The 23,992-nt window shown below is 70.5% G+C and carries 24 protein-coding genes; 13 read left to right on the forward strand and 11 right to left on the reverse strand.

The window, feature by feature from the left end:
• Positions 1 to 163 precede the first annotated feature (163 nt).
• The 4 genes from RS82_RS06720 to RS82_RS06735 all read left to right on the forward strand — a co-directional run bounded on the left by RS82_RS06720 (position 164) and on the right by RS82_RS06735 (position 5,318).
• Positions 164 to 1,459, forward strand: coding sequence for an ABC transporter substrate-binding protein (locus RS82_RS06720; protein WP_045297818.1), 1,296 nt, complete (start codon positions 164 to 166; stop codon positions 1,457 to 1,459).
• Positions 1,460 to 1,553: 94 nt separating this feature from the next.
• On the forward strand, positions 1,554 to 2,477 hold the full coding sequence (locus tag RS82_RS06725; RefSeq protein WP_045297819.1) for a carbohydrate ABC transporter permease: 924 nt from the start codon (positions 1,554 to 1,556) through the stop codon (positions 2,475 to 2,477).
• A 1-nt stretch (position 2,478) separates the two neighbouring features.
• Positions 2,479 to 3,372 (forward strand): carbohydrate ABC transporter permease, encoded by an 894-nt coding sequence (locus RS82_RS06730; protein ID WP_084695497.1) that lies wholly within the window; start codon positions 2,479 to 2,481, stop codon positions 3,370 to 3,372.
• Positions 3,369 to 5,318 carry a glycoside hydrolase family 127 protein gene (locus RS82_RS06735; protein WP_045297820.1) on the forward strand — a complete coding sequence of 650 codons (1,950 nt, stop codon included), beginning with the start codon at positions 3,369 to 3,371 and terminating at the stop codon, positions 5,316 to 5,318. Before RS82_RS06730 ends, RS82_RS06735 begins: the two co-directional genes overlap by 4 nt.
• 1 nt (position 5,319) lies before the next feature.
• Here the strand turns inward: RS82_RS06735 and RS82_RS06740 are convergent, their stop codons facing one another.
• Positions 5,320 to 5,610, reverse strand: a complete 291-nt coding sequence (locus RS82_RS06740) for a DUF4287 domain-containing protein (RefSeq protein ID WP_045297821.1) — start codon at positions 5,608 to 5,610, stop codon at positions 5,320 to 5,322.
• A gap of 11 nt (positions 5,611 to 5,621) precedes the next feature.
• Positions 5,622 to 6,008: a cupin domain-containing protein gene (locus RS82_RS06745; protein WP_045297822.1), complete on the reverse strand. Its 387-nt coding sequence runs from the start codon at positions 6,006 to 6,008 to the stop codon at positions 5,622 to 5,624.
• 71 nt (positions 6,009 to 6,079) lie between these two features.
• On the opposite strand from RS82_RS06745, the gene RS82_RS06750 reads away from it, so the two are divergent.
• Together RS82_RS06750 and RS82_RS06755 are read left to right on the forward strand one after the other, a co-directional pair.
• Positions 6,080 to 7,069 (forward strand): ArsR/SmtB family transcription factor, encoded by a 990-nt coding sequence (locus tag RS82_RS06750; protein ID WP_045297823.1) that lies wholly within the window; start codon positions 6,080 to 6,082, stop codon positions 7,067 to 7,069.
• Between the two features lie 244 nt (positions 7,070 to 7,313).
• A complete protein-coding gene (locus RS82_RS06755; RefSeq protein WP_045297824.1) occupies positions 7,314 to 8,561 on the forward strand; it encodes an MFS transporter in 1,248 nt (415 codons plus the stop codon).
• Positions 8,562 to 8,588: 27 nt separating this feature from the next.
• On the opposite strand, the gene RS82_RS06760 is transcribed toward RS82_RS06755, so the two are convergent.
• Together RS82_RS06760 and RS82_RS06765 are read right to left on the reverse strand one after the other, a co-directional pair.
• On the reverse strand, positions 8,589 to 9,626 hold the full coding sequence (locus RS82_RS06760; protein ID WP_052676732.1) for a potassium channel family protein: 1,038 nt from the start codon (positions 9,624 to 9,626) through the stop codon (positions 8,589 to 8,591).
• A 90-nt stretch (positions 9,627 to 9,716) separates the two neighbouring features.
• Positions 9,717 to 10,469 carry a DUF1684 domain-containing protein gene (locus tag RS82_RS06765; RefSeq protein WP_045297825.1) on the reverse strand — a complete coding sequence of 251 codons (753 nt, stop codon included), beginning with the start codon at positions 10,467 to 10,469 and terminating at the stop codon, positions 9,717 to 9,719.
• Between the two features lie 180 nt (positions 10,470 to 10,649).
• Between RS82_RS06765 and RS82_RS06770 the strand changes: the two genes are divergently transcribed.
• From RS82_RS06770 to RS82_RS06790, 5 genes are all read left to right on the forward strand, one after another.
• Positions 10,650 to 11,024 (forward strand): PadR family transcriptional regulator, encoded by a 375-nt coding sequence (locus RS82_RS06770; protein WP_045297826.1) that lies wholly within the window; start codon positions 10,650 to 10,652, stop codon positions 11,022 to 11,024.
• A 1-nt stretch (position 11,025) separates the two neighbouring features.
• On the forward strand, positions 11,026 to 12,405 hold the full coding sequence (locus RS82_RS06775; protein WP_045297827.1) for a permease prefix domain 1-containing protein: 1,380 nt from the start codon (positions 11,026 to 11,028) through the stop codon (positions 12,403 to 12,405).
• A gap of 85 nt (positions 12,406 to 12,490) precedes the next feature.
• Positions 12,491 to 13,582 (forward strand): DNA polymerase IV, encoded by a 1,092-nt coding sequence (locus tag RS82_RS06780; RefSeq protein WP_483819041.1) that lies wholly within the window; start codon positions 12,491 to 12,493, stop codon positions 13,580 to 13,582.
• A gap of 180 nt (positions 13,583 to 13,762) precedes the next feature.
• Positions 13,763 to 15,445, forward strand: coding sequence for a CHAT domain-containing protein (locus RS82_RS21940; protein WP_052676733.1), 1,683 nt, complete (start codon positions 13,763 to 13,765; stop codon positions 15,443 to 15,445).
• Positions 15,446 to 15,559: 114 nt separating this feature from the next.
• Positions 15,560 to 16,456 carry a helix-turn-helix transcriptional regulator gene (locus tag RS82_RS06790; RefSeq protein WP_045297828.1) on the forward strand — a complete coding sequence of 299 codons (897 nt, stop codon included), beginning with the start codon at positions 15,560 to 15,562 and terminating at the stop codon, positions 16,454 to 16,456.
• Positions 16,457 to 16,520: 64 nt separating this feature from the next.
• Here the strand turns inward: RS82_RS06790 and RS82_RS06795 are convergent, their stop codons facing one another.
• From RS82_RS06795 to RS82_RS06815, 5 genes are all read right to left on the reverse strand, one after another.
• On the reverse strand, positions 16,521 to 16,895 hold the full coding sequence (locus RS82_RS06795) for a DUF2255 family protein (protein WP_245619535.1): 375 nt from the start codon (positions 16,893 to 16,895) through the stop codon (positions 16,521 to 16,523).
• Complete coding sequence (locus RS82_RS06800) at positions 16,892 to 17,311, reverse strand: (R)-mandelonitrile lyase (RefSeq protein ID WP_045297829.1); 420 nt, start codon at positions 17,309 to 17,311, stop codon at positions 16,892 to 16,894. The genes RS82_RS06795 and RS82_RS06800 overlap by 4 nt, the downstream gene beginning before the upstream one ends.
• 14 nt (positions 17,312 to 17,325) lie before the next feature.
• Positions 17,326 to 18,306, reverse strand: coding sequence for an aldo/keto reductase (locus tag RS82_RS06805; protein WP_045297830.1), 981 nt, complete (start codon positions 18,304 to 18,306; stop codon positions 17,326 to 17,328).
• 115 nt (positions 18,307 to 18,421) lie between these two features.
• Positions 18,422 to 20,074 (reverse strand): FAD-dependent oxidoreductase, encoded by a 1,653-nt coding sequence (locus tag RS82_RS06810; protein WP_245619536.1) that lies wholly within the window; start codon positions 20,072 to 20,074, stop codon positions 18,422 to 18,424.
• Between the two features lie 13 nt (positions 20,075 to 20,087).
• Entirely contained in the window at positions 20,088 to 20,435 is a 348-nt protein-coding gene (locus RS82_RS06815; protein WP_045297831.1) for a UBP-type zinc finger domain-containing protein, read from the reverse strand.
• A gap of 82 nt (positions 20,436 to 20,517) precedes the next feature.
• On the opposite strand from RS82_RS06815, the gene RS82_RS06820 reads away from it, so the two are divergent.
• Positions 20,518 to 21,279 (forward strand): MBL fold metallo-hydrolase, encoded by a 762-nt coding sequence (locus RS82_RS06820; protein ID WP_045297864.1) that lies wholly within the window; start codon positions 20,518 to 20,520, stop codon positions 21,277 to 21,279.
• A 3-nt stretch (positions 21,280 to 21,282) separates the two neighbouring features.
• Here RS82_RS06820 and RS82_RS06825 read toward each other — a convergent pair whose 3' ends face one another.
• A complete protein-coding gene (locus RS82_RS06825) occupies positions 21,283 to 22,476 on the reverse strand; it encodes an MFS transporter (protein ID WP_045297832.1) in 1,194 nt (397 codons plus the stop codon).
• A gap of 85 nt (positions 22,477 to 22,561) precedes the next feature.
• Between RS82_RS06825 and RS82_RS06830 the strand changes: the two genes are divergently transcribed.
• Positions 22,562 to 23,128, forward strand: a complete 567-nt coding sequence (locus tag RS82_RS06830; protein ID WP_045297833.1) for a TetR/AcrR family transcriptional regulator — start codon at positions 22,562 to 22,564, stop codon at positions 23,126 to 23,128.
• 10 nt (positions 23,129 to 23,138) lie between these two features.
• Here RS82_RS06830 and RS82_RS06835 read toward each other — a convergent pair whose 3' ends face one another.
• The gene (locus RS82_RS06835; RefSeq protein ID WP_045297865.1) at positions 23,139 to 23,990 is read right to left on the reverse strand and encodes a DUF6999 family protein; all 852 of its coding nucleotides are present in this window, start codon (positions 23,988 to 23,990) and stop codon (positions 23,139 to 23,141) included.
• Between the last annotated feature and the right edge of the window lie 2 nt (positions 23,991 to 23,992).

A 23,992-nucleotide genomic window follows, 5' to 3' on the forward strand; every position in this document is an offset into this window, starting at 1 on the left:
CTCAAACGTTATCGAAGACCATACTTGACGGTCTTGCAATGGCCACGATAGCTTGCTCGAAATGGATTTCGCCGATTTCGGTTTTCATCCATTGCACCCACTCGCAGCGATGCCGACCCGTCCAGCGTCATCCGCTCGAAGAAGAGCCAGAGGAGACAGTTGCATGATCACCACCCGACGTCGTGCCGCACTGCGGGCGGCGACCGCCCTCGTCACGGCGGGCGCCCTCATCGGCGGCCTCGCCGCCTGCGCCGGCAGCGACAGCCCCGCGCCGGCCGCATCCATTCCCGCTGAGGGAACGGACGACGGCTCGACGCTCACGCTGTGGACCCGCGCCCCCATGGAGCGGCAGGCCAAGCTCCTGGTCGAGGCATACAATGACAGCCACGAGAACGAGGTCGAGCTGACCGTCGTCCCCAACGACGACTACGTCGCGAAGGTCGGCGCCGCCGCCGGCTCGGGAGGCCTTCCCGACCTCTTCGCCGCGGACATCGTCTACGTGCCCAACTGGGTCGAGCAGGGCCTGTTCGCCGACATCACCGACCAGATCGACAGCCTGGACTACAAGGACTCGATCAACAAGGGCCACCTCGCGGCCGGCACTTACGAGGGCCAGGAGCACGTGCTGCCCTTCGTGCTCGACCTGTCGATGCTGATGTGGAACAAGGAGCTGTTCGCCGAGGCCGGGCTCGACCCCGAGAAGGCGCCTGAGACCCTGGCCGAGTTCGCCGAGGCGGCGAAGGCCGTGCAGGCGCTCGGCAAGGACGGCGTCTCCGGTACGTCCGCAGGCCTCAACTGCGGTGGATGCCTCGTCTTCACGTGGTTCCCGAGCGTCTGGGCGTCGGGCGATCAGGTGATGAACGCGGAGGGCACCGAGTCGCTGCTCAACGGCGAGGCCGCGCAGGAGGTCTACTCCACGTGGCAGGACCTCTACGACGCCGGGGCGGTCGCGCCGGGTTCGGCCGACGAGACCGGCGCCACCTGGGTCGCCGGATTCCAGGAGGGCAACGTCGGCATCATGCCGTACCCCGCGACCCTCCTGTCGGGCCTCGAGTTCGACGCGGGCGTCGCCGGCATCCCCGGTGTCGACGGTGGCGTATCGACGTTCGTCGGCGGTGACGGCATCGGCATCTCGAAGGACTCGAAGCTGTCCGCGCAGGCCTGGAACTTCCTCGCCTGGATGATGTCCGACGACGCGCAGGTGCAGGTGCTCGCCAAGGACGGGAACGCGGTCTCGCGCTCGGACCTCGCCAACAACGAGTACTCGTCCGAGGACCCGCGTCTGGTGACGATCAACGAGGTCGCCGGAGAGGGTGACACCCCCGTCGCCCTGCAGTTCCAGCAGGCGTTCAACGCGCCGGGCAGCCCGTGGCTGACCCTCGTGCGCAACGCGGTGCTCGAGGGCACCGACACCGTCGACGCCGACAACGACGAGATCACGGCCGTCCTCGACCAGTGATACACCCGCGGGGCGCATCGCCGGCACCCGGCCGCGCGATGCGCCCCGCACTCTTTCCCGCTCCTTGATCCCCAGCCTCGAACGAAGGACTGACGTGGCTTTCACGACCACTGCGCGCCGCGCGAGAGCACCGCGCGCGAACCGCCCGAGCCGGAGCGCCCTCGGCGGCCCCGTGCAGGGGTGGCTCTATGCCCTGCCGACGGCACTGTTCGTCGTGGCCCTCTTCCTCATCCCCCTCGTGCTCGTACTGCAGATGTCGGGCTCGGACTGGCCGCTGCTGCGCGGCAACATGGGATGGAACTTCCCGCAGAACTACGCCGACGCGGTCGACCTGCGGCTGTTCTGGGACTCGATCTGGTTCACCCTGAAGTACACGATCATCACGACGGTGCTGCTGATCGGCCTCGGACTGGGTCTTGCTCTGCTCGTGCAGGAGTCGAGCGCCTGGAAGGGGTTCCTCCGTACGTCGTTCCTGATCCCGAGCGCACTCGGCCTGGCCTCGGCCTCGCTGCTGTTCTATGTGCTCTACTCGCCGTTCGCCGGCCCCTTCGCCGACCTCATGCAGACGTGGGGCTTCACCTTCCTCGGCACCCCCGAGGGTGCGCTGTGGTCGACGGTGTTCCTCATCGTGTGGCGGTACGCGGGGTTCTACATGCTTCTCATGCTCGTCGGGCTCCAGGGCATCCCCGACGACGTCTTCGAGGCCGCTCGCATCGACGGCGCGTCGCGTTGGCAGACGTTCCGCCACATCACCGTGCCGCTGCTTCGCCCGACCTTCGCCCTGACCATCGTGCTCTGCGTGACCGGGTCGCTGCTGGCGTTCGACCAGTTCTACATCCTGACCAAGGGCGGCCCTGACAACAGCACCATGACCATCGTCCAGCTGATCTACAACGTCGCCTTCCAGGGGCGCAACGACCTCGGCATCGCAGCCGCGCTGTCGGTGATCGTGCTGCTGGCCCTCATCGTCATCAACGTCGTGCAGCTGCGCGCGTTCCGCAAGCCCGAGGAGGCGTGACATGACCCTCACCGACACCACCTCGACGCGCACGATCGTCGCACCCGACTACCGGCCGACGCGCGCGGGTCGCCCGCGCGGGCGCCTGGTCTACGGCATCCCGTACGTCGTGTTCACCGGCGCGCTCGCGATCATCTTCCTCTACCCGCTCGTGTGGACGACCGTGTCGTCCTTCAGCCCGCAGGCGGGCTCTGCCCAGACCGACGGCTGGGGTTTCGGCAACTACGAGTCGCTCGCGAACTTCCAGGCCGGCATCTGGGTCTACCTCGGCAACTCTCTGTTCGTGTCACTGCTCACCGTGATCCTGACGCTCGTGACGTCCTTCCTCGGCGGCTACGCGTTCGCGCGCTTCTCGTTCCCCGGCAAGAACCTGCTGTTCCTCCTGGTGCTCGCGATCCTGATGGTGCCGTACGCGACTCTGCTGATTCCGCTGTACGTGATCCTCAACGCGATCGGCCTCAACAACTCGCTGGTCGGCGTGGCGCTGGTGCTCACCATGTTCCAGCTGCCGTTCTCGATGTTCATGATGCGCATCTCGTTCGAATCGATCCCCAAGGAGATGGACGAGGCGGCGCTGGTCGACGGCTGCAACAGCTTCTCGGCGCTGTGGCGCGTGCTGCTGCCCGCAGTCAAGCCGGGCCTCATCACGGTGGGGCTGTTCGCCTTCCTCACGGCGTGGAACGACTTCATCGCGCCCCTCATCCTCATCACCGACACGAACCGGATGACGCTGCCCCTGGCAGTCGCGAACCTCCGGGGCCAGGTGATGGGCGTCATCGACTACGGCGCGACGGAAGCGGGAGTCGTCGTGCTCGCCCTCCCCTGCGTCGTCCTGTTCCTGGTGCTCCAGCGCCACTATGTCCGCGGATTCATGTCGGGAGCCTTCAAGGGATGACCATGCAGATCACCTCCACCGCACCTCAGGCGCCCGTCGCCCCTTCGAGGGGACGCCTGCGCCCGCTCGGCCAGAACGAGGTCCGCATCACCGGCGGCTTCTGGGGCGACCGGCAGTCCGTCAATGCCGCGGGAACGCTGCGGCACATCGGCGCGCGCCTCGAGTCCGAGGGATGGCTCCCCAACTTCGATCTCGCCGTGGTCGGCGGGCTTCCCGAAAGACGCCGCGGCCGTGAGTTCTCGGACTCGGAGGTCTACAAGTACCTCGAAGCGCTCGCCTGGGAGATCGGCCGCACCGACGACGCTGCGCTGGAGCAGCGCTTCCGTGAGGTCGTCGCGCGGGTCGCCGCGGCACAGGAGGCCGACGGCTACCTCAACACCAGGTTCGGCCACCCCGGACAGGGTTCGCGGTGGTCCGACCTCGAGTGGGGTCACGAGCTGTACTGCCTGGGCCATCTCTTCCAGGCCGCTGTCGCGCGCGAGCGCACCCGGCCGGGGGCCGACGACGGGCTGCTCGGCATCGCCGTGCGCGCCGCCGACCTCGTGTGCATCGAGTTCGGCGCGCAGGGGCGCGACGCGATCTGCGGCCACGCCGAAGTCGAGGTGGGACTCGCCGAGCTCGCTCGTGTGACCGGTGAGCCTCGGTACCTCGAGCAGGCGCGCCTGTTCGTCGAGCGGCATGGCCAGGGCACCCTGCGCGACATCGAGTGGGGGCGCAGATACTTCCAGGACGACGTCGCGGTGCGCGACGCCGGCGCCCTGCGGGGCCACGCCGTGCGCGCGAACTACCTCGCCTCGGGCGCCACCGATGTGGCGATCGACACCGGTGACGACGAACTCCTCGCCTCGCTGCGTCGCCAGTGGGACCGCACCACTGCGCGCCGCACCTACGTCACGGGCGGCCAGGGCTCCCACCATCAGGACGAGGCGTTCGGCGAGGACTGGGAGCTGCCCGCCGATCGCGCCTACTCCGAGACCTGCGCGGGCGTCGGATCGATCATGTTCTCGTGGCGGCTGCTGCTCGCCGGCGGCGACGCCCGCCATGCCGATCTCATCGAGCGCACGCTCTACAACGTCGTTGCCACGTCGCCCGCACCTGACGGTCGCGCGTTCTTCTACGCCAACACGCTGCACCAGCGCGTGCCGGGCGTTCCCGCCGATCCGGAGGCCACCTCGCCGCGGGCGTCGTCCTCCTTGCGCGCCCCTTGGTTCGAGGTGTCGTGCTGCCCGCCGAACGTCGCACGGACGCTCGCGAGCCTCGACGCGTACATCGCGACCGCCGACGACGAGGGTGTGCAGCTTCACCAGTACGCTCCGGCGCGCGTGCGCACCGCGCTCCCCGACGGTCGCGTGATCGCGTTCGACGTCGAGACGGACTATCCGGTGTCGGGCCGCATCCGCGTGATTTCGAGAACGGATGCCGCCCCCGGCGCCGAGTGGACCCTCACGCTCCGCGTGCCCGCGTGGGGCGATGGCGCCCGCGTGCGGGTGGTGCCTGCCGACGGCGGCGCTGCCGAGGAGCGGGATGCAGCTCCCGGCGCAGTCGAGGTGCGACGCGCGTTCCGCCCGGGCGATGTGGTGGAGCTGGATCTGCCCATGGCTCCCCGGCTGACCGCGCCCGATGAGCGCATCGACGCCGTGCGCGGATGCCTCGCCATCGAGCGAGGCCCGGAGGTGTTCGCCCTCGAATCGGTGGACCTCGCCGTCGCCGGCGTCGACGACGTGGCCCAGGTCGCACTCGCACCCGGCGCCGCGCCCGTCGATCGCGACGGCCGCGTGTGGATCGATGTCGTGCGGCACAGCGGGAGCGACGCCGGCTGGCCCTACGGGGAACGGGTCGACGAGCGCGGGGGCGCAGCATCCGTTGCGGTCCCGCTCGTGCGGTATCACGAGTGGGCCGAACGGGGACCCTCCACGATGCGTGTGTGGATCCCCGCCGCGACCTGACTCAGGGGCTCGGGTTGGTCGCCTTGCCGTCGAGCCAGAGCGTGTTCGACGGGTCGGAGTGGGTGGTGCCGGTGCCCACGTGCTTGTCGCTGATCTGCGGGCCCTTGGTGATGACGTGCACGAGGGCCATCGCGTGGCCGCGTCCGAGACCGTAATCGGACGCGAGCCACTCGACGATCGGCGTCGCCTTGGTGTTCTCGTCGAATCCCTTCTCGTGCGCCTTCTCGATGAGCTGACGCGGCGTGAGCCCGGTCTTCGTCTCGATGCTGTCGAGGTATGCCTGGAACGTCATGTGTGATCTCCTCAGCTGCCGGTCGTGGGGATGTCGAGTACTCCAGGAGCATCCTGCCACTCCTGGATGATGCGGTCGGAGGCGTGGATGCACAGCACCCGCAGCCGCCCGGCACCGCTGTTCTTGAATCCGTGCCACGCGCCCGCCGGCGCGGTGGCCGTGTCGCCGGCGACCGCGTGGAGCGTCTCGCCGTCGACCGTGATGCGCGCCTCGCCCTCGAGCAGCACCCAGGTCTCGGGATAGGGATGGCGGTGGATGTCGGGACCCTGTCCGGGCTCGTTGTCGACGAGGAAGTACGACACGGCGGCGCCGTGCTCGGCGCCGATGAAGCGGCGCAGGCGCCCCGTGCCGACGCGGGTGTCGGCGGCCGGCACGATGTCCGGGATCGCGATGCTCATGGAGTGCTCCGTCCTGTCGGTGGTGTGATCCCACCCTCGTCGCCGGCGCATGCGGACCCTATAGTTTCGATGTGGATCGAAAGTTCGTCGACTTCCAGCTCGCGCCGGACGACCTCACGGCGATCCGGTTCGGGATCTCGCCCGGCCACGAGCTCTGCCACGCCGTGCGCGCGATGCTCCGGCCCGACGAATACCCGCTGCAATGGGGATGGATGCGGGCGACCCGCGGTGCCATCCCGCGCGACGACTTCGAGGTGCTCGCGCTGCTGATCCGCGACGAGGGCTACTTCCCCGACTTCCTCACCACCACCCCGACGTGGGAGTTGACGCCGGAGGCCGAGGCCGCGCGCCTGCGCGACATCGACGACGAGCGCTTCGAGGTCGACATGACCAAGGTGCTGGTCCGCACCGACGGCTCGCGCCGTGCAGCGGTGCAGCGGATGCTCGAGCAGCCCGACCGCGCCCGGGCGATGATCGCCGAGGCGTGGCTGTCGGTGTGGAACTCTGGTATCGCCCCGGTCTGGACGCAGCTCGAGCGGCTGCTCCGCGCCGACATCGCGGTGCGCTCGCGACGCATCGCCGAGAGCGGCATCGGCGCGATGATCCAGGGCCTGCACGACCGCGTCGCATGGTCGGACGGAGCCGTGCGCGTCACGATGCGCATCTGGAGCGAAGTGGTCGACTGCCGCGGCAGCGGCCTGGTGCTCGTGCCGTCGGTGATGGGAGCGACGGGATGCTTCGTGCTCACCGAACCGCCCGCGCAGCCGACGCTCTTCTACCCGGCGCAGGGGGTGACCGCCACCTGGGCACGCGATCCCGCCGACGTGGCGTCGGCGCTCGGCGCGCTGCTCGGCCCCGCACGCGCGCGCATCCTGCTCGACGCTCACGAACCGCGCACGACCTCGCAGGTCGCGCGAGACACCGCCCTCGCACTTTCGACGGCGTCGCACCACCTCACCGTGCTGCGCGACGCGGGCCTGGTCGCCAGCGCGCGCGACGGCGCCCGGGTGCTGCACCGGCGCACCCCGCTCGGCGAGGCGATGGTCGGCGCTGTGCTCTGACCCGGGCCGGCCAGCGTTCGGGGCGCGCGCCGTGCGATCGGGGCGCGCGCCGTGCGCCCCGAACGCGCGCGATGCGCCCCGAACGCGGAGAAGTCAGGGCGTAGGGCCCGGCCAGGCCTTGCCCAGGTGGGCCACGGTAGACTCTCCGTGCCCATTTCGATGTGCATCTACCTGTCTGCGGCTCCCGGCTGCGCACAAGGCGGCACCAACAGCCGCCGACCCTCGGCGCATGGCCAGGAGCAAGATGCACACGACACTCGTCGAGACCGACACCGCCGCGCGCGCCGCCGTCCGGCGCCCGAGCCTCATCCGCGAGGCGGGCTACGCCTACTTCCCCGTCGCGCTGATCGCGCGCCTGCCGTTCGCGATGATGGTGGTCGGCATCCTGACGCTCGTCGTCTCGGCGCGCGGTTCGCTCGCGCTCGGCGGCGCAACGAGTGCCATGACCGGCCTCGGCACCGCCCTCGTCGGCCCGCTGCTCGGAGCCGCGGCCGATCGCTTCGGCCAGCGCCGTGTGCTGCTGATCGCCGGCGCGGCGAACAGTGCGATGCTCGCGACGATGGCGTGGCTCGCTTTCGCGCCGGTTCCGGATGCTGCGCTCCTCGCCGTCGCGTTCTTCATCGGCGCGACCATGCCCCAGGTCGCCCCGCTCTCCCGCAGCCGCCTCGTCGGCATCATCGGCCGGGCGTATCCGAAGGAGCGTCGCACCCCCGTGGTCAACGGGGCGATGGCGTACGAGTCCGCCGCCGACGAGATCGTGTTCGTCTTCGGCCCGGTGATCGTGGGCCTGCTCGCAACCACCCTCGACCCCGCCGCGCCGGTGATCGGCGCCGCCGTGCTGGGCCTGGTCTTCGTGAGCGCGTTCGCGCTGCACCCCACGGCGCAGACCGCCACTGCGGCCGTCGGTGCCGCGCGGCCGGAGCAGGCGCCCGTGCGCGAACTCTTCCGTCCGCGCGTGCTCGCCCCGGTCGTGGGGGCGCTGGGCATGGGCCTGTTCTTCGGCGCGATGCTGACCTCGCTCACGGCCTTCATGGCCGAACGCGGCGTGCCCGAGCAGGCCGGACTCGTCTACGGCGCGATGGGCATCGGCTCGGCGGCCCTCGCGCTCGGGGTGGCGCTGTTCCCTGCGCGCTTCACGCTGCGCGCGCGGTGGCTGACGTTCGCGTCGATCCTGGTCGCGGGCACCATCGCGCTGCCGTTCGTCGGCAGCATCGTCGCGATCGCGATCTGCCTCCTCGTGATCGGCGTCGGCATCGGACCGACCCTCGTCACCCAGTACAGCCTCGCCGCGGCGTTCAGTCCGCGTGGCCGCTCCGCCACCGTGATGACGATGCTCGGCTCTGCCATCGTCGTCGGTCAGTCCGCGGCATCCGCGCTCACCGGTCTCGTCGCCGACGCCGCCGGAGCCGGCACCGCACTCGTCGCACCCCTGCTCGCCGCATCCGTCGTGCTCGGCGCGGGCATCTGGAACGCGTTCGCCTCGCGCCACTGACCACGCGTCCGCTCCGCCTCGGGGCTGCTAACGGGTCGCGTCGGCGAGGAGCCGGCGCATCTCTGCCATGGTCTCTTCCGACTGCGCGAGCAGCTCGCGCAGTCGCTCGACTGTGTCCTCGGGGTGGGCCTCGCGGACCTCGGGCTCGAGCCCGGGTGATTCCGGCGTGCCCGCGATCGGCGCTCCCGGGCCGCTCCCCTGGCCCGCGGCGGCCCCGGCTTTCACGGCGCCCACCACGGCTCCTGCCGCGACGCCCTTCGCGGCGTGATCGGCGATCGACGGCGGCGCGGTCGCGGTGGCCGCGGCCGGGCCGTCGGTCGTCGCCGGGGCCACAGCATCCGTCTCCGCGTCTTCGGCGGCCTTGCGAGGACCGAGGAAGAGGTTCGCGAGGTAACCCGTGAAGGTGCCGAAGATTCCGACGCCGACCACGATGATGAGCGTGCCGATCATGCGGCCGGCGTTGGTGACCGGGTACTGGTCGCCGTAGCCGACGGTGGAGATGGTGACGATCGTGTACCAGAGCGCGTCGGAGGCGGACGTGATGTTGGCGCCGTCGGCGTCCTCTTCGACGTACAGGATCGAGATGCTGCCGAACTGCAGCACCAGGATGCCCATCAGCAGCAGCGTCATCAGTGCGCTGTTCGCGCGGTCGTGGATGAGGGTGGTCCAGACCGTCCGGGGCCCGAGTTCGCGCAGCAGCCTGAAGACCCGCAGCAGGCGGAACAGCCGCAGGATCTTGAACTGCGGGAACGGGAGGCTGGCGAGCAGATCCGCCCAGCCGAAGCCGCGGAAGAAGTAGCGCGACGCCTTCGGCGCGGTCGAGATCCGGTAGATGAAGTCGCCGAGGAAGATCGCGCTGAACAGCGCGTTCATGACCGACAGCACGAGTTCCAGCGCTCTGTCGCCGGCGATCGCGTACATCAGCACGAGGTTGAGGATCGACAGGATCGACAGCGCGCCGATGAAGATCTCGTACGCGGTGTTCTTGAGCTCGGACCGCGCCTCGGTGCGGGCCTTGGCGCGTGCGCGGGACCGCTCGCGCATCTCGGAGAGGGAACGGGCCATGGCGAGGCTCCTCGGGTCGGGCGAAGCCGGACGCGCTCCGGCTGTGGCCCCATTGTGCTCGCACCCCGCCCCGGGGTGCGAGCACCACTCTCAGGCGAGTTCGGTCGCCCGCTCCCCTGCTTCGACACGGACTGCGAGGCGGTTGTTCGCGGGCGGGAGGGGGCACACGTAGTGGTCGCTGAACGCGCACGGCGGCAGGTACGCCTGGTTGAAGTCCACGGTCACGGTGCCGTCCACTGCGGGCGCATCGATCTCGAGGAACCGGAACCGGTAGGCGTCGACGTTGCCGGTGGCATCGGCGATGACCGCGCTGAGTCCCTGGGCGGGATCGCCCGTGACCGTCAGCTCGACCGGGGCCCCGTCGACCTCGAGCGCGATCGTGCCCACCGCGGGCTCCTCGCGCTCGTAACCGTCGACGCTGCGGATGACGTTGATCTCGCCCTCGGCGGCGGGGCGGAAGAGCCCGGGCAGCGCCCACGCGTCGTCATGAGGGAACGAGAGGATGCCGCGCAGTCGCGTGCGACCGGGCGTCTCGGGGTCGAACACGCGCAGCGCCGGCGAGCCCTCGCGGCTGATGGCCCTCAGCCTGACGCCGCCCGCATCGAGGTGTTCGCCGGGGGCGAGCACGATGTCGTCGACCGGAGCACCGGGCGCGTCGGCGCGAAGCCCCGTGCCCGCGACCTTGCCGTCGACCGCCCGCCACACCCCGGGTGCCCCGTCGTACGCGCGCGGCTCGGTGTCGAGCCAGTGCGTGTGGCGCAGTGCGGCGATGCCGTGCTCGCTCGACACGGCGCGCCAGCGCGCGTCGGTGACGGTGTCGGGGGTGCTCGCGGGGAGGGTCATTCGATTCCTTCGTCCGGGGAGGGGCGGTTCGCCTTTCCATCCCAACACGGCGCGGGCGACCGCATTCCCGCGGTGAGCCCCTCGGCGACGCGGGGTGTCACGCGGCGTCATCGGGCATACCTTGCGGTTCAAGGTAACTTGTACTTCTATGTACCTAGAACTTCTAGGCATGGAGGCGACGTGAAGATCGGCAAGGACCTGGTCGCCGCTGCGGCGACACCGATGGTGCTCGGCATCCTCGCGGAGGGCGAGTCGTACGGCTACGCGATCCTGCAGCGGGTGGGCGAGCTGTCGGGCGGAGAGCTCGAGTGGAGCGACGGCATGCTGTATCCCCTGCTGCACCGACTCGAGCGGCTCGGGCACGTCGAGTCGTCGTGGGGCGCGTCCCCGAGCGGGCGACCACGCAAGCACTACCGGCTCAGCCAGACCGGCCGCGCGGTGTTCGCCGAGCAGCGGCAGCAGTGGGCCGTCGTGAGCCGGGCACTGCAGCGCGTGTGGTCGGACCGCGACGGCGGCACCGACTTCGCCGGCATCCCCGCGTTCGGAGGGGCCTGACATGACCGAAGACCTCGACCCGCGCATCGAAGAACAGATCTCGACGTGGCGCGCGTACGTCTCGCGCCCGGAGGCCATCGACGGCCGCGACGTCGACGAGCTCGAAGACCATCTGCGCGGCCAGATCGACAGGCTCGAGGCATCCGGCCTCGACGGCGACGAAGCCTTCCTCGTGGCGGTGAAGCGGCTCGGCGGGCTCGACGACCTCTCGCGCGAGTTCGCGCGAGAGCACTCCGAGCGACTCTGGAAGCAGCTGATGTTCCAGGACGAGCCGCGCGCCCGACGGACCGGTGGCGGACTGCTGCTCGCGGTCGGCCTCGCGGTGGGCGCCGCGCTGGCGGTGAAGATCCCGGCACTGTTCGGCATCCAGTTCGCAGAGGACGGCGACTTCTACGGTCGCTGGTACGCGCTGCTCGTGCTGCCGTTCCTGGCGGCGTACTTCCTGGTACGGCGCAAGGCGGTGCTGCCGACCATCGCGGTCGTGGCGGTGCCGTTCGTCGCGGCCGCCGTCGTGATGGCTGTCTACCCGTTCGCCCCGGGCGGCGCGACGCTCATGCTCGCGGCGACGCACCTCGTCGTGGCGCTGTGGCTCGTCACCGGCATCGGCTACGTCAACGGACGTGTCCGGTCGAGCCGCGCCCGCATGGACTTCATCCGGTTCACCGGCGAGTGGGTGGTCTACCTCGCACTGATCGCCCTCGGCGGCGGAGTGCTCATCGCACTCACGATGGGGGTCTTCGCCGCGATCGACCTCGACGCGGGCTGGTTCGTCGAAGAAGTCATGATCCCGTGCGGCCTCGCAGGCGCGATCATCATCGCGGCGTGGCTGGTCGAGGCGAAGCAGAGCGTCATCGAGAACATCGCCCCGGTGCTCACGAAGCTCTTCACGCCGCTGTTCACGCTGCTGCTGCTCGCCTTCATCGTCGCGGGCTTCATCCAGGGGAACCTCATCGACGACAGCTCGACCGAGATGTTCGGCCAGCGCGACCTGCTCATCCTCTTCGACATCGTGCTCGTCGTCGTGGTCGGCCTGCTGCTGTACGCCCTCTCGGCGCGCGATCCGCTGACGCCGCCCTCCTGGTTCGACCGGATGCAGCTGCTCATGGTCGTCGCGGCGCTCGTCGTCGACATCATGGTGCTCGTCGCGATGATCGGACGTATCGCCGAGTGGGGCGCGAGCCCCAACAAGCTCGCGTCGCTCGGGCTCAACATCATCCTGCTCGCGAACCTCACGGGCGCCGCATGGCTCCAGCTGCGCTTCGCGATGCATCGCGCTCCCTACGAGCGCCTGGAGCGATGGCAGACCGGCTTCATGCCCGTCTACCTCGCATGGGCGGCGATCGTCGTGGTGGTCTTCCCGCCGCTCTTCGCGTTCGCGTGAGGGATGCCTCGGGGCGGCGAGTACGCGCGGGTGTCGGCGTCGGCGCCTAGTCTCGTGTCATGCGCCGGTCGCGAAGGACGGGATCGTGAGCGACATCGCCGCGCCCGCACCGCGGCGCTGGGTGCTGCACGTCGACCTCGACCAGTTCATCGCGGCCGTCGAGATCCTTCGCAACCCCGAACTCGCGGGCAAGCCCGTCATCGTGGGCGGCCGCGGCGATCCCACCGAGCGCGCGGTCGTCTCGACGGCGTCGTATGAGGCGCGCGAGTTCGGGGTCGGGTCGGGGATGCCGCTGCGCATCGCCGCGCGCAAGATCCCGGATGCCGTCATCCTGCCGGTCGACGCTCCGCTCTACCTCGCGGCATCCGAGGAGGTCATGGCGACCTTGCGTGCGCAGCCAGGCGCGGTCGTGCAGGTGCTCGGATGGGACGAGGCGTTCGTCGGCGTCGAGACCGACGACCCGGAAGGATACGCCCGCCGTCTGCAGCAGGATGTGCTCGACCGCACCCGCCTGCACTGCAGCGTGGGTATCGGCGACAACCTGGTCCGGGCGAAGAACGCCACCGACTTCGGCAAGCCGCGCGGCACCTTCCACCTGACCGCCGACAACTGGCTCGAAGTCATGGGCCACCGCCCCACCATCGCGCTCTGGGGTGTGGGCTCGAAGATCTCGAAGCGGCTCGCGCTGCTGGGAGTCGAGACGGTGTCAGAGCTCGCCGTCGCCGACCCGGACGCCCTGATCCGTGAGTTCGGGCCGAAGATGGGGCTCTGGTACCGCCAGCTCGGTCGCGGCGACGGGTCGAACGTGGTCGACGACACGCCGTGGGTCGCGCGGGGCCACAGCAAGGAGACGACGTTCCAGGTCGACATCGTCGAGCCGGACGAGATCGAGGCGGCCGCCCGCAGACTGCTCGACGAGGTGCTCGACGAAGTCGCCGCCGACGACCGCCCCGTCGTCGGGCTCGGGCTGAAGGTGCGCTACGCGCCGTTTCTCACCAAGACGTTCACGAAGAAGATCCCGTCGACGTCCGACCGCGAGGTCGTGCTGGCGCGCACGATGGAGCTCGTCGCGAAGATCGAGGCCGGCCGGCCGCTCCGCCTCCTCGGTGTGCGTGCCGAGATGGCGATGCCCGACGATGCCCGCGACGGCCGCACGCCCACCCGCGGCGGCTGGTGACCCGAGCGCCCGCGCACAGCGCATGCCCTCTGGCGCCGATCCCGTCGAAGGTGCATCATCTGGGTAAGTCTCGCCTTGCTGGGGGGATCGGATGTGCGATCTGCAACGGCCCGCGCCCGTCGTCGGCGCGTCCTTCGAGGCCGCGGTCGACGAGCGGGTCCGCGCCGACGGGGAGAGACGATGAGCGCGTCGCGACTGTCGTTCGACGACCTCGAGCTCCGCTTCGACCCCGAGCAGGACGGGACGTACCGCGTCGTCGTCACATCGAGCGACGGCCCCGCCGCCACGGGCACGTTCTCGATTCCCTTCACGAGCGAGGAGCTTCATGCGTTCGTGCAGCGGGTCGGCCTCGTCCGCAGCCGAAGCACCGTCGTCGACCGGGACGCCGAGATGCGCGCGTTCGGGGCCCGACTGTTCGACGCCGTCATGACCGACCGCGTCGGCTCGCTCTACCAGGCGGCGCAGTCGAGGGCGGATACGAAAGACGATCGGGGGATGCGGCTGACCCTCCGCCTCTCGGGGGCCCCTGAGCTCATGCGGCTTCCGTGGGAGCTGATGTACCGGCATCCGCGATTCATCGCCCAGTCGGAGCGGACCCCGCTCGTCCGCACCCTCGATCTCCCGTCGGCGCACAAGCCACCTCCGCTCACCGGGCCGCTGCGGATCCTCGGGATCATCAGCCACCCCGCCGGCTACGCAGAGCTCGACTCCGAACGCGAACGTCGCAATCTCGAGCAGGCGATCGAGCCTCTGACGAGCCGGGGGCGTGCAGAGCTCACGTGGCTGGACCGCGCGACGATCGCCGATCTGGAGCAGCGGATCGCCGAGCCCGACGACATCCACGTGCTGCACTACATCGGACACGGGGCATACGACGAGGCGACGGATGCCGGCATCCTCGTACTCGAGACCGCGCAAGGGCGCGCCGACGACGTGAGCGGCCAGCGCCTCGGCACGATGCTCCAGGACGAGAGAAGTCTTCGGCTCGTCGTGCTCAATTCGTGCGAGGGCGCCCGCACCTCGGTCGTCGACCCGTTCTCAGGCGTCGCGACGCGTCTGCTGGAGTTCGACATTCCGGCGGTCGTCGGCATGCAGTTCGAGATCACCGACGCGGCTGCCATCGCCTTCAGCCGGAGCCTCTACACGGGCATCGCCAACGGCGCCTCGATCGACGCGGCGATCGGGCCGGCGCGCCGCGCGATCGACGCGGCCGCAAGCAGTTCCGAGATCGGCACCCCGGTGCTGTTCCTGCGCAGCAAGGAGACCCGTCTGTTCGACGGCGCCGCCCCGGTCGCGGATCCACCCGCGCCGACCCCACCGGAGCCCGCCCCGCCGCAGGACTTCTCCCCGGGCGGCGGCTCCGGTTCCGCCGGCGGCTCCGGTTCCGGCACACCGCCGCGCCCCGTTCCTCCGCCGGCACCGTCACCGCCCGTGCTCCCGCCGTCCCCCACCGGCGGCGGCCGCACGACCCCGCCTACACCGGGGCCCGTCCGTGCTCTCTGGGCAGTCGTCGCCGTACTCGCGGTGGGTGTGGTTGTCTTCTTCGGCTCTCTCGTCGTCCAGAACGTGTTCGGGGTGGATCTGCCGTGGATCCCGGGCACCCCCGGCAACTCGCGGGTCACGCCGACGGATGACACACCACCCGACGAGGTGCCCACGGAGGGCACGGTGCCCGACGTCACGGGGTCCGCTGTCGACTTCGCCTTCAACACGCTCCGCGAGGCCGGGTTCGTCAACATCGCCGCCGAATACGTCGAGTCCGACCAGACAGGCAACACCGTCGTCTCGACGAACCCACCGGCCGGCACCACCCTGGGCTTCGACCAGGTGATCACGGTGCAGGTCTCGAACGGCTTCGGCTGACCGGACGACGCCCCGACGCCCCGACGCCCGCGGCGGCAGGTGACCCCTCACAGGCGCCCTGACGGGCACTCGCAGAGCCTGTCACCGCGGCATCCTGCGACGTAGCGTGGAGTCATGGCTGACATCCGCGCCGAAGTCAAGGAGTTCCTGAGCTCCCGCCGCGCCCGGCTCACTCCGGAGCAGGCGGGGCTGCCCGCGTTCGGCGGCAACCGCCGGGTCGCCGGCCTCCGCCGCGAAGAAGTGGCGATGCTGTCGGGAGTCTCCGTCGACTACTACGTGCGCCTGGAGCGCGGCAATCTCGCCGGCGCGTCGGAGGGCGTGCTCGACGCCGTCGCCCGCACGCTGCAGCTCGACGAGGCCGAGCGCGAGTATCTGTTCGACCTCGCGCGCGCCGCCGGCCCCGGGCGCAAGCCCGCTCGCCGCCCGTCGGCGACGGTCAGACCGGCCGTCCAGCAGGTGCTGGACGCATTCACCGAGGCTCCGGCCTGGGTGCGCAACGGCCGCCACGACATCCTCGCGGCGAACCTGCTCGCCCGCGCCCTCTACTCCCCCGTGTTCGACGATCCCAGACGTCCCGTGAACACGACGCGGTTCGCGTACCTGAACCCCGCGGCCCGCCAGTTCTGGCGGGACTACGACCAGATCACGCATGATTCCGCGGCGATGCTGCGCATGGAGGCGGGGCGCAACCCGCACGACCCCGACCTCATCCGCCTCGTCGGCGAGCTGTCGACGCAGAGCGAGCTGTTCCGCGACCGCTGGGCCTCGCGCGACGTGAAGTTCCACCGCAGCGGCCTCAAGCGTCTCCACCACCCCGTGGTCGGCGACCTCGAGCTGAACTACGAGTCGATGGACCTGCCCAGCGAACCCGGACTCGTGCTGAACGTGTACACCGCCCCGGCGAACTCCGCCTCGGCCGATGCGCTCAAGCTCCTGGCCTCGTGGGCGGCCACTCAATCCGCGGAGTTCGCGGCCTACGACGCGTCCGCCACCGCGGCCGCTGCTCGCTGAGCAAGGGCCACCGCCGACGCGGGGTTCGGCGCCGCCGCGAGGGCGCGGCCGCTTCGACCCGCGATCAGGCCGGCATCACGAGCAGGGTCGTGCTCGCAGCATCCGTTCCGGTGATCGCGCCGACGGGACCAGGCCCGTAGCGGTCGTACTTCGCGTGCAGGGCGGCGTCGACGGCGGGCGCCACCGCCTCGTCGGCCGGCTCGAAGGTCACGTCCTTCGAGACGCCGCCCGCCGTCACACGGCCGGTGCCCGAACGCAGCGCTCGGCGGAACCATCCGTTCTCGGGGCCGTGCGCCGACCGGATGTAGAGGGCATCGCCGACGGCTGCATGCCAGATCGTGACGGCGGGGCGCAGCGTCCCGTCGGGCCGCCGCGACGAGATGCGCAGCTCGGTGGCCGCGCCGATGCGGCGCAGCTCCATCGCATCCCAGGCGGTCACGACGCGCCTCCCGAGGGGTACTCGGCCTCGGTGAGCTTGTCGCCCCACTGCGTCTCAGGCTCGGCGGCGTCGGGGGCGGGCGCCTCCCAGAGAGCGAGGTGGCACATGAACTGGTCGGCGGCGGCGCCGTGCCAGTGCCACTCGCCCGCCGGCGTGTACACGGTGTCGCCGGGGCGCAGCTCGATCAGCTCCTCGCCGCGCGTCTGCACCCAGCCCACGCCCTCCGTCACATGAAGCGTCTGCCCCACCGCGTGCCGGTGCCAGGCCGTGTGTGCGCCGGGCGTGAACCGCACCAGATTCAAGCGTGTGCGCGACGGCTCCTCACCGCGGTAGTACGCGTTGAAGTAGACGTCGCCGCTGAACCACTCGGCGGGTCCCTTGACCGTCGCGGCCTGCGGCTGCCTGCTCGTGCTCATCGTGCGCTCCCTTCTCAGAGCCCGACCATCGCCATGCCGGCGTCGTCGTAGCGGTTGCCCGCCACGACCGCGGCGAGCGCGTCGAGCGTCGCGATGTCATCGGCCGACAGCGCCACGGCGGTCGAGCCGGCGTTCTCGTCGACGCGCTCCCGACGGCGGGTTCCCGGGATCGGGACGATCGACGGATGCCTCGACAGCAGCCACGCGAGGGCCACCTGGCCGGGCGTCGCCTCGCGTGCGGCAGCGACGTCGCGCACGCCGTCGACGACCGCCTGATTCGCGCGGAGGTTTTCCGGCTGGAACCGCGGGACACGGCCGCGGATCTCGCCCGCGCCGAACGTGGCGTCTGCTGTCACCGTGCCCGTGAGGAACCCCTTGCCCAGCGGGCTGAACGGCACGAATCCGATGCCGAGCTCGATGCACGTCGGCAGCACCTCGGCCTCGGGGTCGCGGGTCCATAGCGAGTACTCGCTCTGAACGGCCGTCACGGGGAAGACGGCGTGCGCGCGACGAATGGTCGCGGCTCCCGCCTCGGAGAGCCCGAAGTGCTTCACCTTGCCCGCCGCGACGAGCTCGCCGACCGCGCCGGCGACGTCCTCGACGGGCACCGCGGGATCGACGCGGTGCTGGTAGAACAGGTCGATAGCATCGACGCCGAGGCGCTGGAGCGACGCGTCCGCGACCCGCCGGATCTGCTCAGGGCGCGAGTCCGTCCCGACCATCTTGCCGTCGACGATGTCCCAGCCGAACTTCGTCGCGACCACCACACGGTCGCGGATCGGGGCGATGGCTTCGCCGACGAGCACTTCGTTGTCGTACGGGCCGTACACCTCAGCGGTGTCGATGAACGTGACCCCTTGATCCACCGCGTAGCGCAGCACGCCGATCATGTCGTCGCGGTCGCCGGGGTTCGGGCCGTAGCTCATCGACATCCCCATGGCGCCGATGCCGATCGCCGAGACCTCGAGGCCCTGGCCGAGCTGTCTGGTGTGCATGGTTCCTCCTCGCGTCGCAGAGCGCTCGCCCGCGGCATCCTCCATCCCACTCCCGACAGCCTGCTCGCGGGAGACCCCGGTGTGCCAGGTACCGCGAGAACCCCTCCCGCCGGCGTCAGCGGATGTCGGCGAGCGCGCGGTGGACGGATGCCACCGCACTGGAGCCCTCGCCCACTGCCGCGGCGACGCGCTTCATCGAGCCGCGGCGCACGTCGCCGGCGGCGAAGATGCGGGGTACGGACGTCTCGAACGGCAGCGGTTCGCGACCCATCCCCTGCCAGCGCTCCAGCGACTGCACCGAGACGTCCGTGCCGGTGCGGAGGAACCCGTCGGCGTCGCGGTCGAGCTCAGCCAGCCAGGAGGTCGCCGGCTCGGCGCCGATGAAGCAGAACAGGCCACGGGCCGCGACGTCGCCGATCGAGTCGATGCTCACGCTCTCCAGGGCCGACCCGCCGCCGAGCGCCGTGACGCGGGACCCGGTATGCACGTCGATCCGCGGGTCTTCGAGCAGCCGGTCCACGAGGTACGACGACATGCGGCTGCCGAGGTCGGAACCGCGCACCACGAGGTGCACGGGGCACCCGTTCGCGGCGAGATACAACGACGCCTGTCCTGCGGAGTTCGCCCCACCGACGACGACCACCGGCGACTCGAACACCTGCCGGAGCTCGAGCGGCGTCGCGGCGTAGTAGATGCCGGCACCCTCGAACTCGTTCCAGCGCTCGAGGTCGAGCGTTCGGTATGCGGCTCCGGACGTCACGATCGCCGTGCGCGCGCGGATGACGCGACCGTCGGTGAGGGTGACGTCGAGGTCCCTCCCCGCCGGGCGGAGGTCCGCCGCCTCGCAGGGCGCATAGACCCGCACCCCGAACTTGAGCGCCTGGAGCGACGCCTGGCCGATGAGGTCGCCACCGCTCACGCCGAACGGGAAGCCCAGGAAGTTCTCGATGCGCGACGTCGCCGCCGCCTGCCCACCGGGGGCCACAGCATCCAGCAGCACGGTGCTCAGCCCTTCGGAGGCGCCGTAGATCGCGGCGGCGAGCCCGGCGGGTCCGCCGCCGACGACGACCAGGTCGACCACCTCGTCGGCGCGGCCCTGATAGCTCAGTCCGAGCCGTTCGGCGACCATGCCGGGCGTCGCGTTCTTCATCGCCTCACCTTGGATGAAGGCGACCGGCAGGTCGTCGAGGCCGATGCCGTGCTCGCCGAGCGTCCAGAGATCGCCCGGAGCCAGCTCGATCGCCGTGTGCACGAGATCGACCCGCTCCGCGAAGCGCCGCAGCGCCAGGAAATCGCGCGACGATCGGGGTCCGACGAGCTTGAGGGTCAGCGCAGCGGGACCGGTGCGGAGGATCTCGCGACGCGCCCACAGCGCGTGGAGGATGATGTCGCACAGCTCGTCGTCCTCCGCCATCAGCACGCGAAGCCGTTCACGGCTGACCCGCAGCATCCGTCCTGTCTTCGTCGCCCGTGCCGACAGGAACGCGCCCTGCCCGTTGAGCAGGCCGAGTTCGCCGACGAAGCTGCGCGGACCCATCGTGCCCACGTGGGTCTCCCCCACCCAGCCGAAGGCGACGCGGACGATCTCGAGCTCACCCGTGTCGACGAGGATCAGGTCGTAGTCCAGGTCGCCGGCCTCGAACAGGTATTCGCCCGCCTCGACGTCGTGCGGCTCACCGAACGACAGCAGGCGCTCCCACTGGGCGTCGGTGAGCGCGGGCTTCATCATGCGCTCGAACTCGCGCTGCGTCATCTTCGCGTTGCCCATCGCAGTCCCTTCCTCAGCGGTGGATCAGCTCGCGCCAGTCGGCCGGGACACGGCCTTCCGGCCCCGGCGACGGCTGCGTGTCGGGCCGCGACTCGGGCGGAGAGAGCCGTGGCCCGTCGACGTAGTCCTCGCCGACGTAGTCCCAGAACCATTCCTCTCCCGGCTCGAAGCTGCGGACGTACCGGTGACCGGTCGCGCGGAAGTGCGCCGTCGCGTGCTGCGCGGGCGAGGTGTCGCAGCACCGCACATCGCCGCATACCGCGCAGCGCCGCAGGTGCACCCACCATCCGCCCACGTCGTCGCAGTCGGCGCAGCCCTCACCCGAGGGCGGCACGGTGGGGTCGATCTCGCTCAGGCTCATGCGCCTGCCTCTCGTCGCTCGCGTTCCGTCGGTGCGATGCTAACGCGCCAGGGCGGGAGCGGGGTCGGTTAGAGTGGCCGCGATGATCGAGGTCGCCGAAGGAGTGCTCGTCGCCACGAGCCGCGTGATGTCGACGACCTCGACCGTGCTGTGCCGCGACGGCGAGGCACTCCTCGTCGATCCGGCGTGGATGCCCGACGAGCTGGACGCCATCGCCGATGAGCTCGACGCACGCGGTCTCCGCGTCATCGGAGGCTTCGCCACCCACGCCCACCACGACCACCTGCTGTGGCACCCGCGCTTCGGCTCCGCGCCCCGCTCGGCGTCGGAGGCGACGGCGGCGCTCGCGCGCGATGAGCGGGAGGCTCTCGTCGCCGCACTCGGAGCCGATTTCCCGGCCGAGCTGGCGCAGCTGATGGGTCGTGTGGACGGCACGGATGCTGCGATCCCGCCCTCGTCCGTTCCTCGAGGCTTCGCCCCCGAGCTGGTGGTGCACGACGGCCACGCTCCCGGACACACCGCCGTGTGGCTGCGCGAACAGCGGGTGCTGATCGCCGGCGACATGCTCAGCGACCTCGAGCTGCCGCTCCCGTTCGACCCCGACGACCTGCCGACGTACCTCGCGGCGCTCGACCTGCTCGCACCGCTCGCCGCCCAGGCCGACGTCGTGATCCCGGGCCACGGCACGCCCGGCTCCGACGCTGTCCGGCGCCTCGACGCGGATCGCCGCTACCTCGACGATGTGGTCGCCGGGCGCCGGCCGGATGACCCGCGCCTCGCGAACCCGGGGATGACGGAGGAGTACGAGCGCCTCAAGGTCCTGGTCGCCACCGCGGGCTCCTGATCCTCAGGCCTCCTCGACCAGGACCGGCGCGGCGCGCCTCCCCCCGATGAGCGGCGCGACCATCGCGGCGATGACGACGAACACGAGCGGGATCAGGAGTGCGGCGCGCAATCCGTACTCGTCCCCGACGAAGCCCAGCGCGGGCGGTCCGACGAGGAAGGCGACGTAGCCGGCCGTCGCCACGAGCGACACGCGTGCCGCCGAGTCCGGCCCTGAGTCGCCGGCCGCGCTGATCGCGACCGGGAACCCGAGCGAGGCGCCCAGTCCCCACAGCAGCACCGCGGCGGCGGCCACGACCTGGCTGTCCACGAAGATCACGAGCGCGAGGCCGACGGCGGCGAAGACGCCGCTGGCGCAGAGCACGGCCGGGCGGCCGAACCGCTCGATGAACCAGCCGCCGGCGAAGCGGCCGATCGTCATCGCGGCCGCGAAGACGGCGTAGATCGTCGAGCCGAGGGCGGGATCGAACCCGTGGCCGTCGACCATCACCAGCGGGAGCCAGTCGTTGGCGGTTCCCTCGGCGAGCGCCATCGCCAGGATGATCACGCCGATCAGCAGCAGGCGGGAGTCCTTCCAGAGCGCGCGACGGTCCTCGCGCACCGTCGTCGTCTCGCCGCCGTATGCGCGACCGGTGTGGGGCGGCAGCGCGGGCACCGCCAGCACGACGGCGACCAGCGACGCCGCCCCGACGAGCACGAGGTGCCAGACCACCGGGAATGCGGCGGCCGTGGCCACGATGCCGACCACGGCGCCGACGACGGTGCCGAGGCTGAAGCATCCGTGCAATGTCGGCAGGAAGGAGCGTTCGGTGACGCGCTCGACGTCCGCACCCTCGATGTTCATCGCCACCTCGCCGCCGCCCATGCCTGCGCCGAAGAGGAAGAGTCCGGCGGCCACGGCGAACGGGGCCCCGGTGGCTGCGCCGATGCCGATGAGGGGCATGCTGAGCACGATTCCGGCGGCGCCGACGGCGATCACCGGGCGCGCGCCCAGCCGCGCGACGAGTGCCCCGGAGGAGAGGATGCCGATCATCGAGCCGAGCGAGAGGCCGAACAGCACCAGCCCCATCTCGGCGGTCGATGCCCCGAGCAGATCACGGATGTCGGGAGTGCGCGTCACCCACGACGCGATCGCGACGCCCGGGACGAAGAAGAGCGTCGCGAGGGCGAGACGGCGCGCGCGGAGAGACGTGGGCATCGGCATCCTTTAAGTATGTACGATCGTACACAAGCGATCTGTACTATCGTACACAACTGTTGATCGCGACGAGATGAGGTTTCGGATGGTCGCACGCGGCGCCAACGACCCGGACCGACGCGAGCGGATCGTCGCGGCGGCGCTCGAGGTGATCGGCGAGCGCGGCGTGCACCAGACCAGCCACCGCGTCATCGCTGCACGGGCGGGGGTGCCACTCGGCTCCCTCACCTACTACTTCGACGGATTGTCCGACATCGTCGAGCAGGCGTTCGCCTCGCTGGCGGCCCGCATGGCGCAGCAGTACCGCGCCAGTCTCGAGAGCGCGCAGTCCCGCGATGAGGCATGCGCGGCGGTGGTCGACCTGATCTGCGGGTCGTACGCGACGACCGACGAGGTGCGCGCGCTCTTCGAGATGTACTCGTTCGGCAACTACGACGCGAAGGTGCACGACCTCTGCCGCGACTGGCTGCTCGTGAGCCGCGCGAGCCTCGGCCTGCACTTCACCGAGCCGACCGCCCGCGCTCTCGACGCGCTCGTAGAGGCCTTCCCGATGCACCAGGCGTGGGAGGGTGAGCCGCTCGACCGCGACTACGTCGCGGCGGTCGTGCAGGCGCTCGTGGACCGGTTCGAGCCGGCACGCGACGTCGTCTGATCTCGCCGGGTCAATCGAGCTCGATCGCGGTGTCGCGCGGGTAGATGCCGCCGGCGAGCTTCACGAGCTGGGCGTGGGCGTACTCGCACACGAGCGCGTGCCGGTAGACCATGCGCGGAACGTCGACGTTCGAGTCCATCCACAGGCTCATGCCGGCGAGCTTCCAGTGGCGGAACGTGTCGTCGCCGGTGACGAGGGCGAGGATCTCGAGGAACGAGTCGTCGAACCGGATCGAGTGCACCGCCCGCCGGTACTCCTCCACGGTGAGCGCCATCGAGAAGGGGATGTTCATGAAGCACAGCGCGGTCTGGATGTCGAGCCGAAGGTAGCGTCGGCGCCGGCGTTCGGCGTCGAGGGGCGGGATGTCGAGCTGCGCGAAGTCGAGCGTCTGCGGCCGCGTGAGCGGAACACCGTCGAGGGCGATCAGGACGTCGTACACATTAACGTCGTGCTCGACGACGGCCGAGTCGCCCAGCCCTGCGAGGGTCTCCGGCCGGAGGGTCACCGGTGCCATGTCGACCGCGGTGTTGCGGATGATGAAGTTCACCAGGTTCGTCTCGACCACGAAGTGCCGGATCAGCAGCTCGACCGCGCCCGGCGAGACGAAGCGCCGAAGGAACCAGACGCACAGCGCATCCATCGTGCTCAGCGGCATCCATCGGAAGGGCAGCACGCGCTTCACGATCGAGATCACCGCGACGAGCACGCGGGAGACGATCCGCGCGATCGGGTAGAGCCAGCGCCGAGACAGGCGTCGCTGGTCGTTGATGATCTGACGCACCAGCGCACGGTCCAGCGGCACCGAGGGATCCGCGTACACCGCCTCCCACATGCTCGGGTCGGAGCGCACGAACTCCGGCATGC

Origin of the sequence: Microbacterium trichothecenolyticum, from assembly GCF_000956465.1 — a bacterium.
Lineage (GTDB): Bacteria > Actinomycetota > Actinomycetes > Actinomycetales > Microbacteriaceae > Microbacterium > Microbacterium trichothecenolyticum.

Bases quoted from the DNA above. Each gene is read 5' to 3' on its own strand.
- RS82_RS06720 (WP_045297818.1), top strand. From the start codon at position 164: ATGATCACCACCCGACGTCGTGCCGCACTGCGGGCGGCGACCGCCCTC.
- RS82_RS06730 (WP_084695497.1), top strand. From the start codon at position 2,479: ATGACCCTCACCGACACCACCTCGACGCGCACGATCGTCGCACCCGAC.
- RS82_RS06735 (WP_045297820.1), top strand. From the start codon at position 3,369: ATGACCATGCAGATCACCTCCACCGCACCTCAGGCGCCCGTCGCCCCT.
- RS82_RS06740 (WP_045297821.1), bottom strand. From the start codon at position 5,610: ATGACGTTCCAGGCATACCTCGACAGCATCGAGACGAAGACCGGGCTC.
- RS82_RS06745 (WP_045297822.1), bottom strand. From the start codon at position 6,008: ATGAGCATCGCGATCCCGGACATCGTGCCGGCCGCCGACACCCGCGTC.
- RS82_RS06755 (WP_045297824.1), top strand. From the start codon at position 7,314: ATGCACACGACACTCGTCGAGACCGACACCGCCGCGCGCGCCGCCGTC.
- RS82_RS06760 (WP_052676732.1), bottom strand. From the start codon at position 9,626: ATGGCCCGTTCCCTCTCCGAGATGCGCGAGCGGTCCCGCGCACGCGCC.
- RS82_RS06765 (WP_045297825.1), bottom strand. From the start codon at position 10,469: ATGACCCTCCCCGCGAGCACCCCCGACACCGTCACCGACGCGCGCTGG.
- RS82_RS06775 (WP_045297827.1), top strand. From the start codon at position 11,026: ATGACCGAAGACCTCGACCCGCGCATCGAAGAACAGATCTCGACGTGG.
- RS82_RS21940 (WP_052676733.1), top strand. From the start codon at position 13,763: ATGAGCGCGTCGCGACTGTCGTTCGACGACCTCGAGCTCCGCTTCGAC.
- RS82_RS06790 (WP_045297828.1), top strand. From the start codon at position 15,560: ATGGCTGACATCCGCGCCGAAGTCAAGGAGTTCCTGAGCTCCCGCCGC.
- RS82_RS06800 (WP_045297829.1), bottom strand. From the start codon at position 17,311: ATGAGCACGAGCAGGCAGCCGCAGGCCGCGACGGTCAAGGGACCCGCC.
- RS82_RS06805 (WP_045297830.1), bottom strand. From the start codon at position 18,306: ATGCACACCAGACAGCTCGGCCAGGGCCTCGAGGTCTCGGCGATCGGC.
- RS82_RS06810 (WP_245619536.1), bottom strand. From the start codon at position 20,074: ATGGGCAACGCGAAGATGACGCAGCGCGAGTTCGAGCGCATGATGAAG.
- RS82_RS06815 (WP_045297831.1), bottom strand. From the start codon at position 20,435: ATGAGCCTGAGCGAGATCGACCCCACCGTGCCGCCCTCGGGTGAGGGC.
- RS82_RS06820 (WP_045297864.1), top strand. From the start codon at position 20,518: ATGATCGAGGTCGCCGAAGGAGTGCTCGTCGCCACGAGCCGCGTGATG.
- RS82_RS06825 (WP_045297832.1), bottom strand. From the start codon at position 22,476: ATGCCCACGTCTCTCCGCGCGCGCCGTCTCGCCCTCGCGACGCTCTTC.
- RS82_RS06830 (WP_045297833.1), top strand. From the start codon at position 22,562: ATGGTCGCACGCGGCGCCAACGACCCGGACCGACGCGAGCGGATCGTC.
- RS82_RS06835 (WP_045297865.1), bottom strand. From the start codon at position 23,990: ATGCCGGAGTTCGTGCGCTCCGACCCGAGCATGTGGGAGGCGGTGTAC.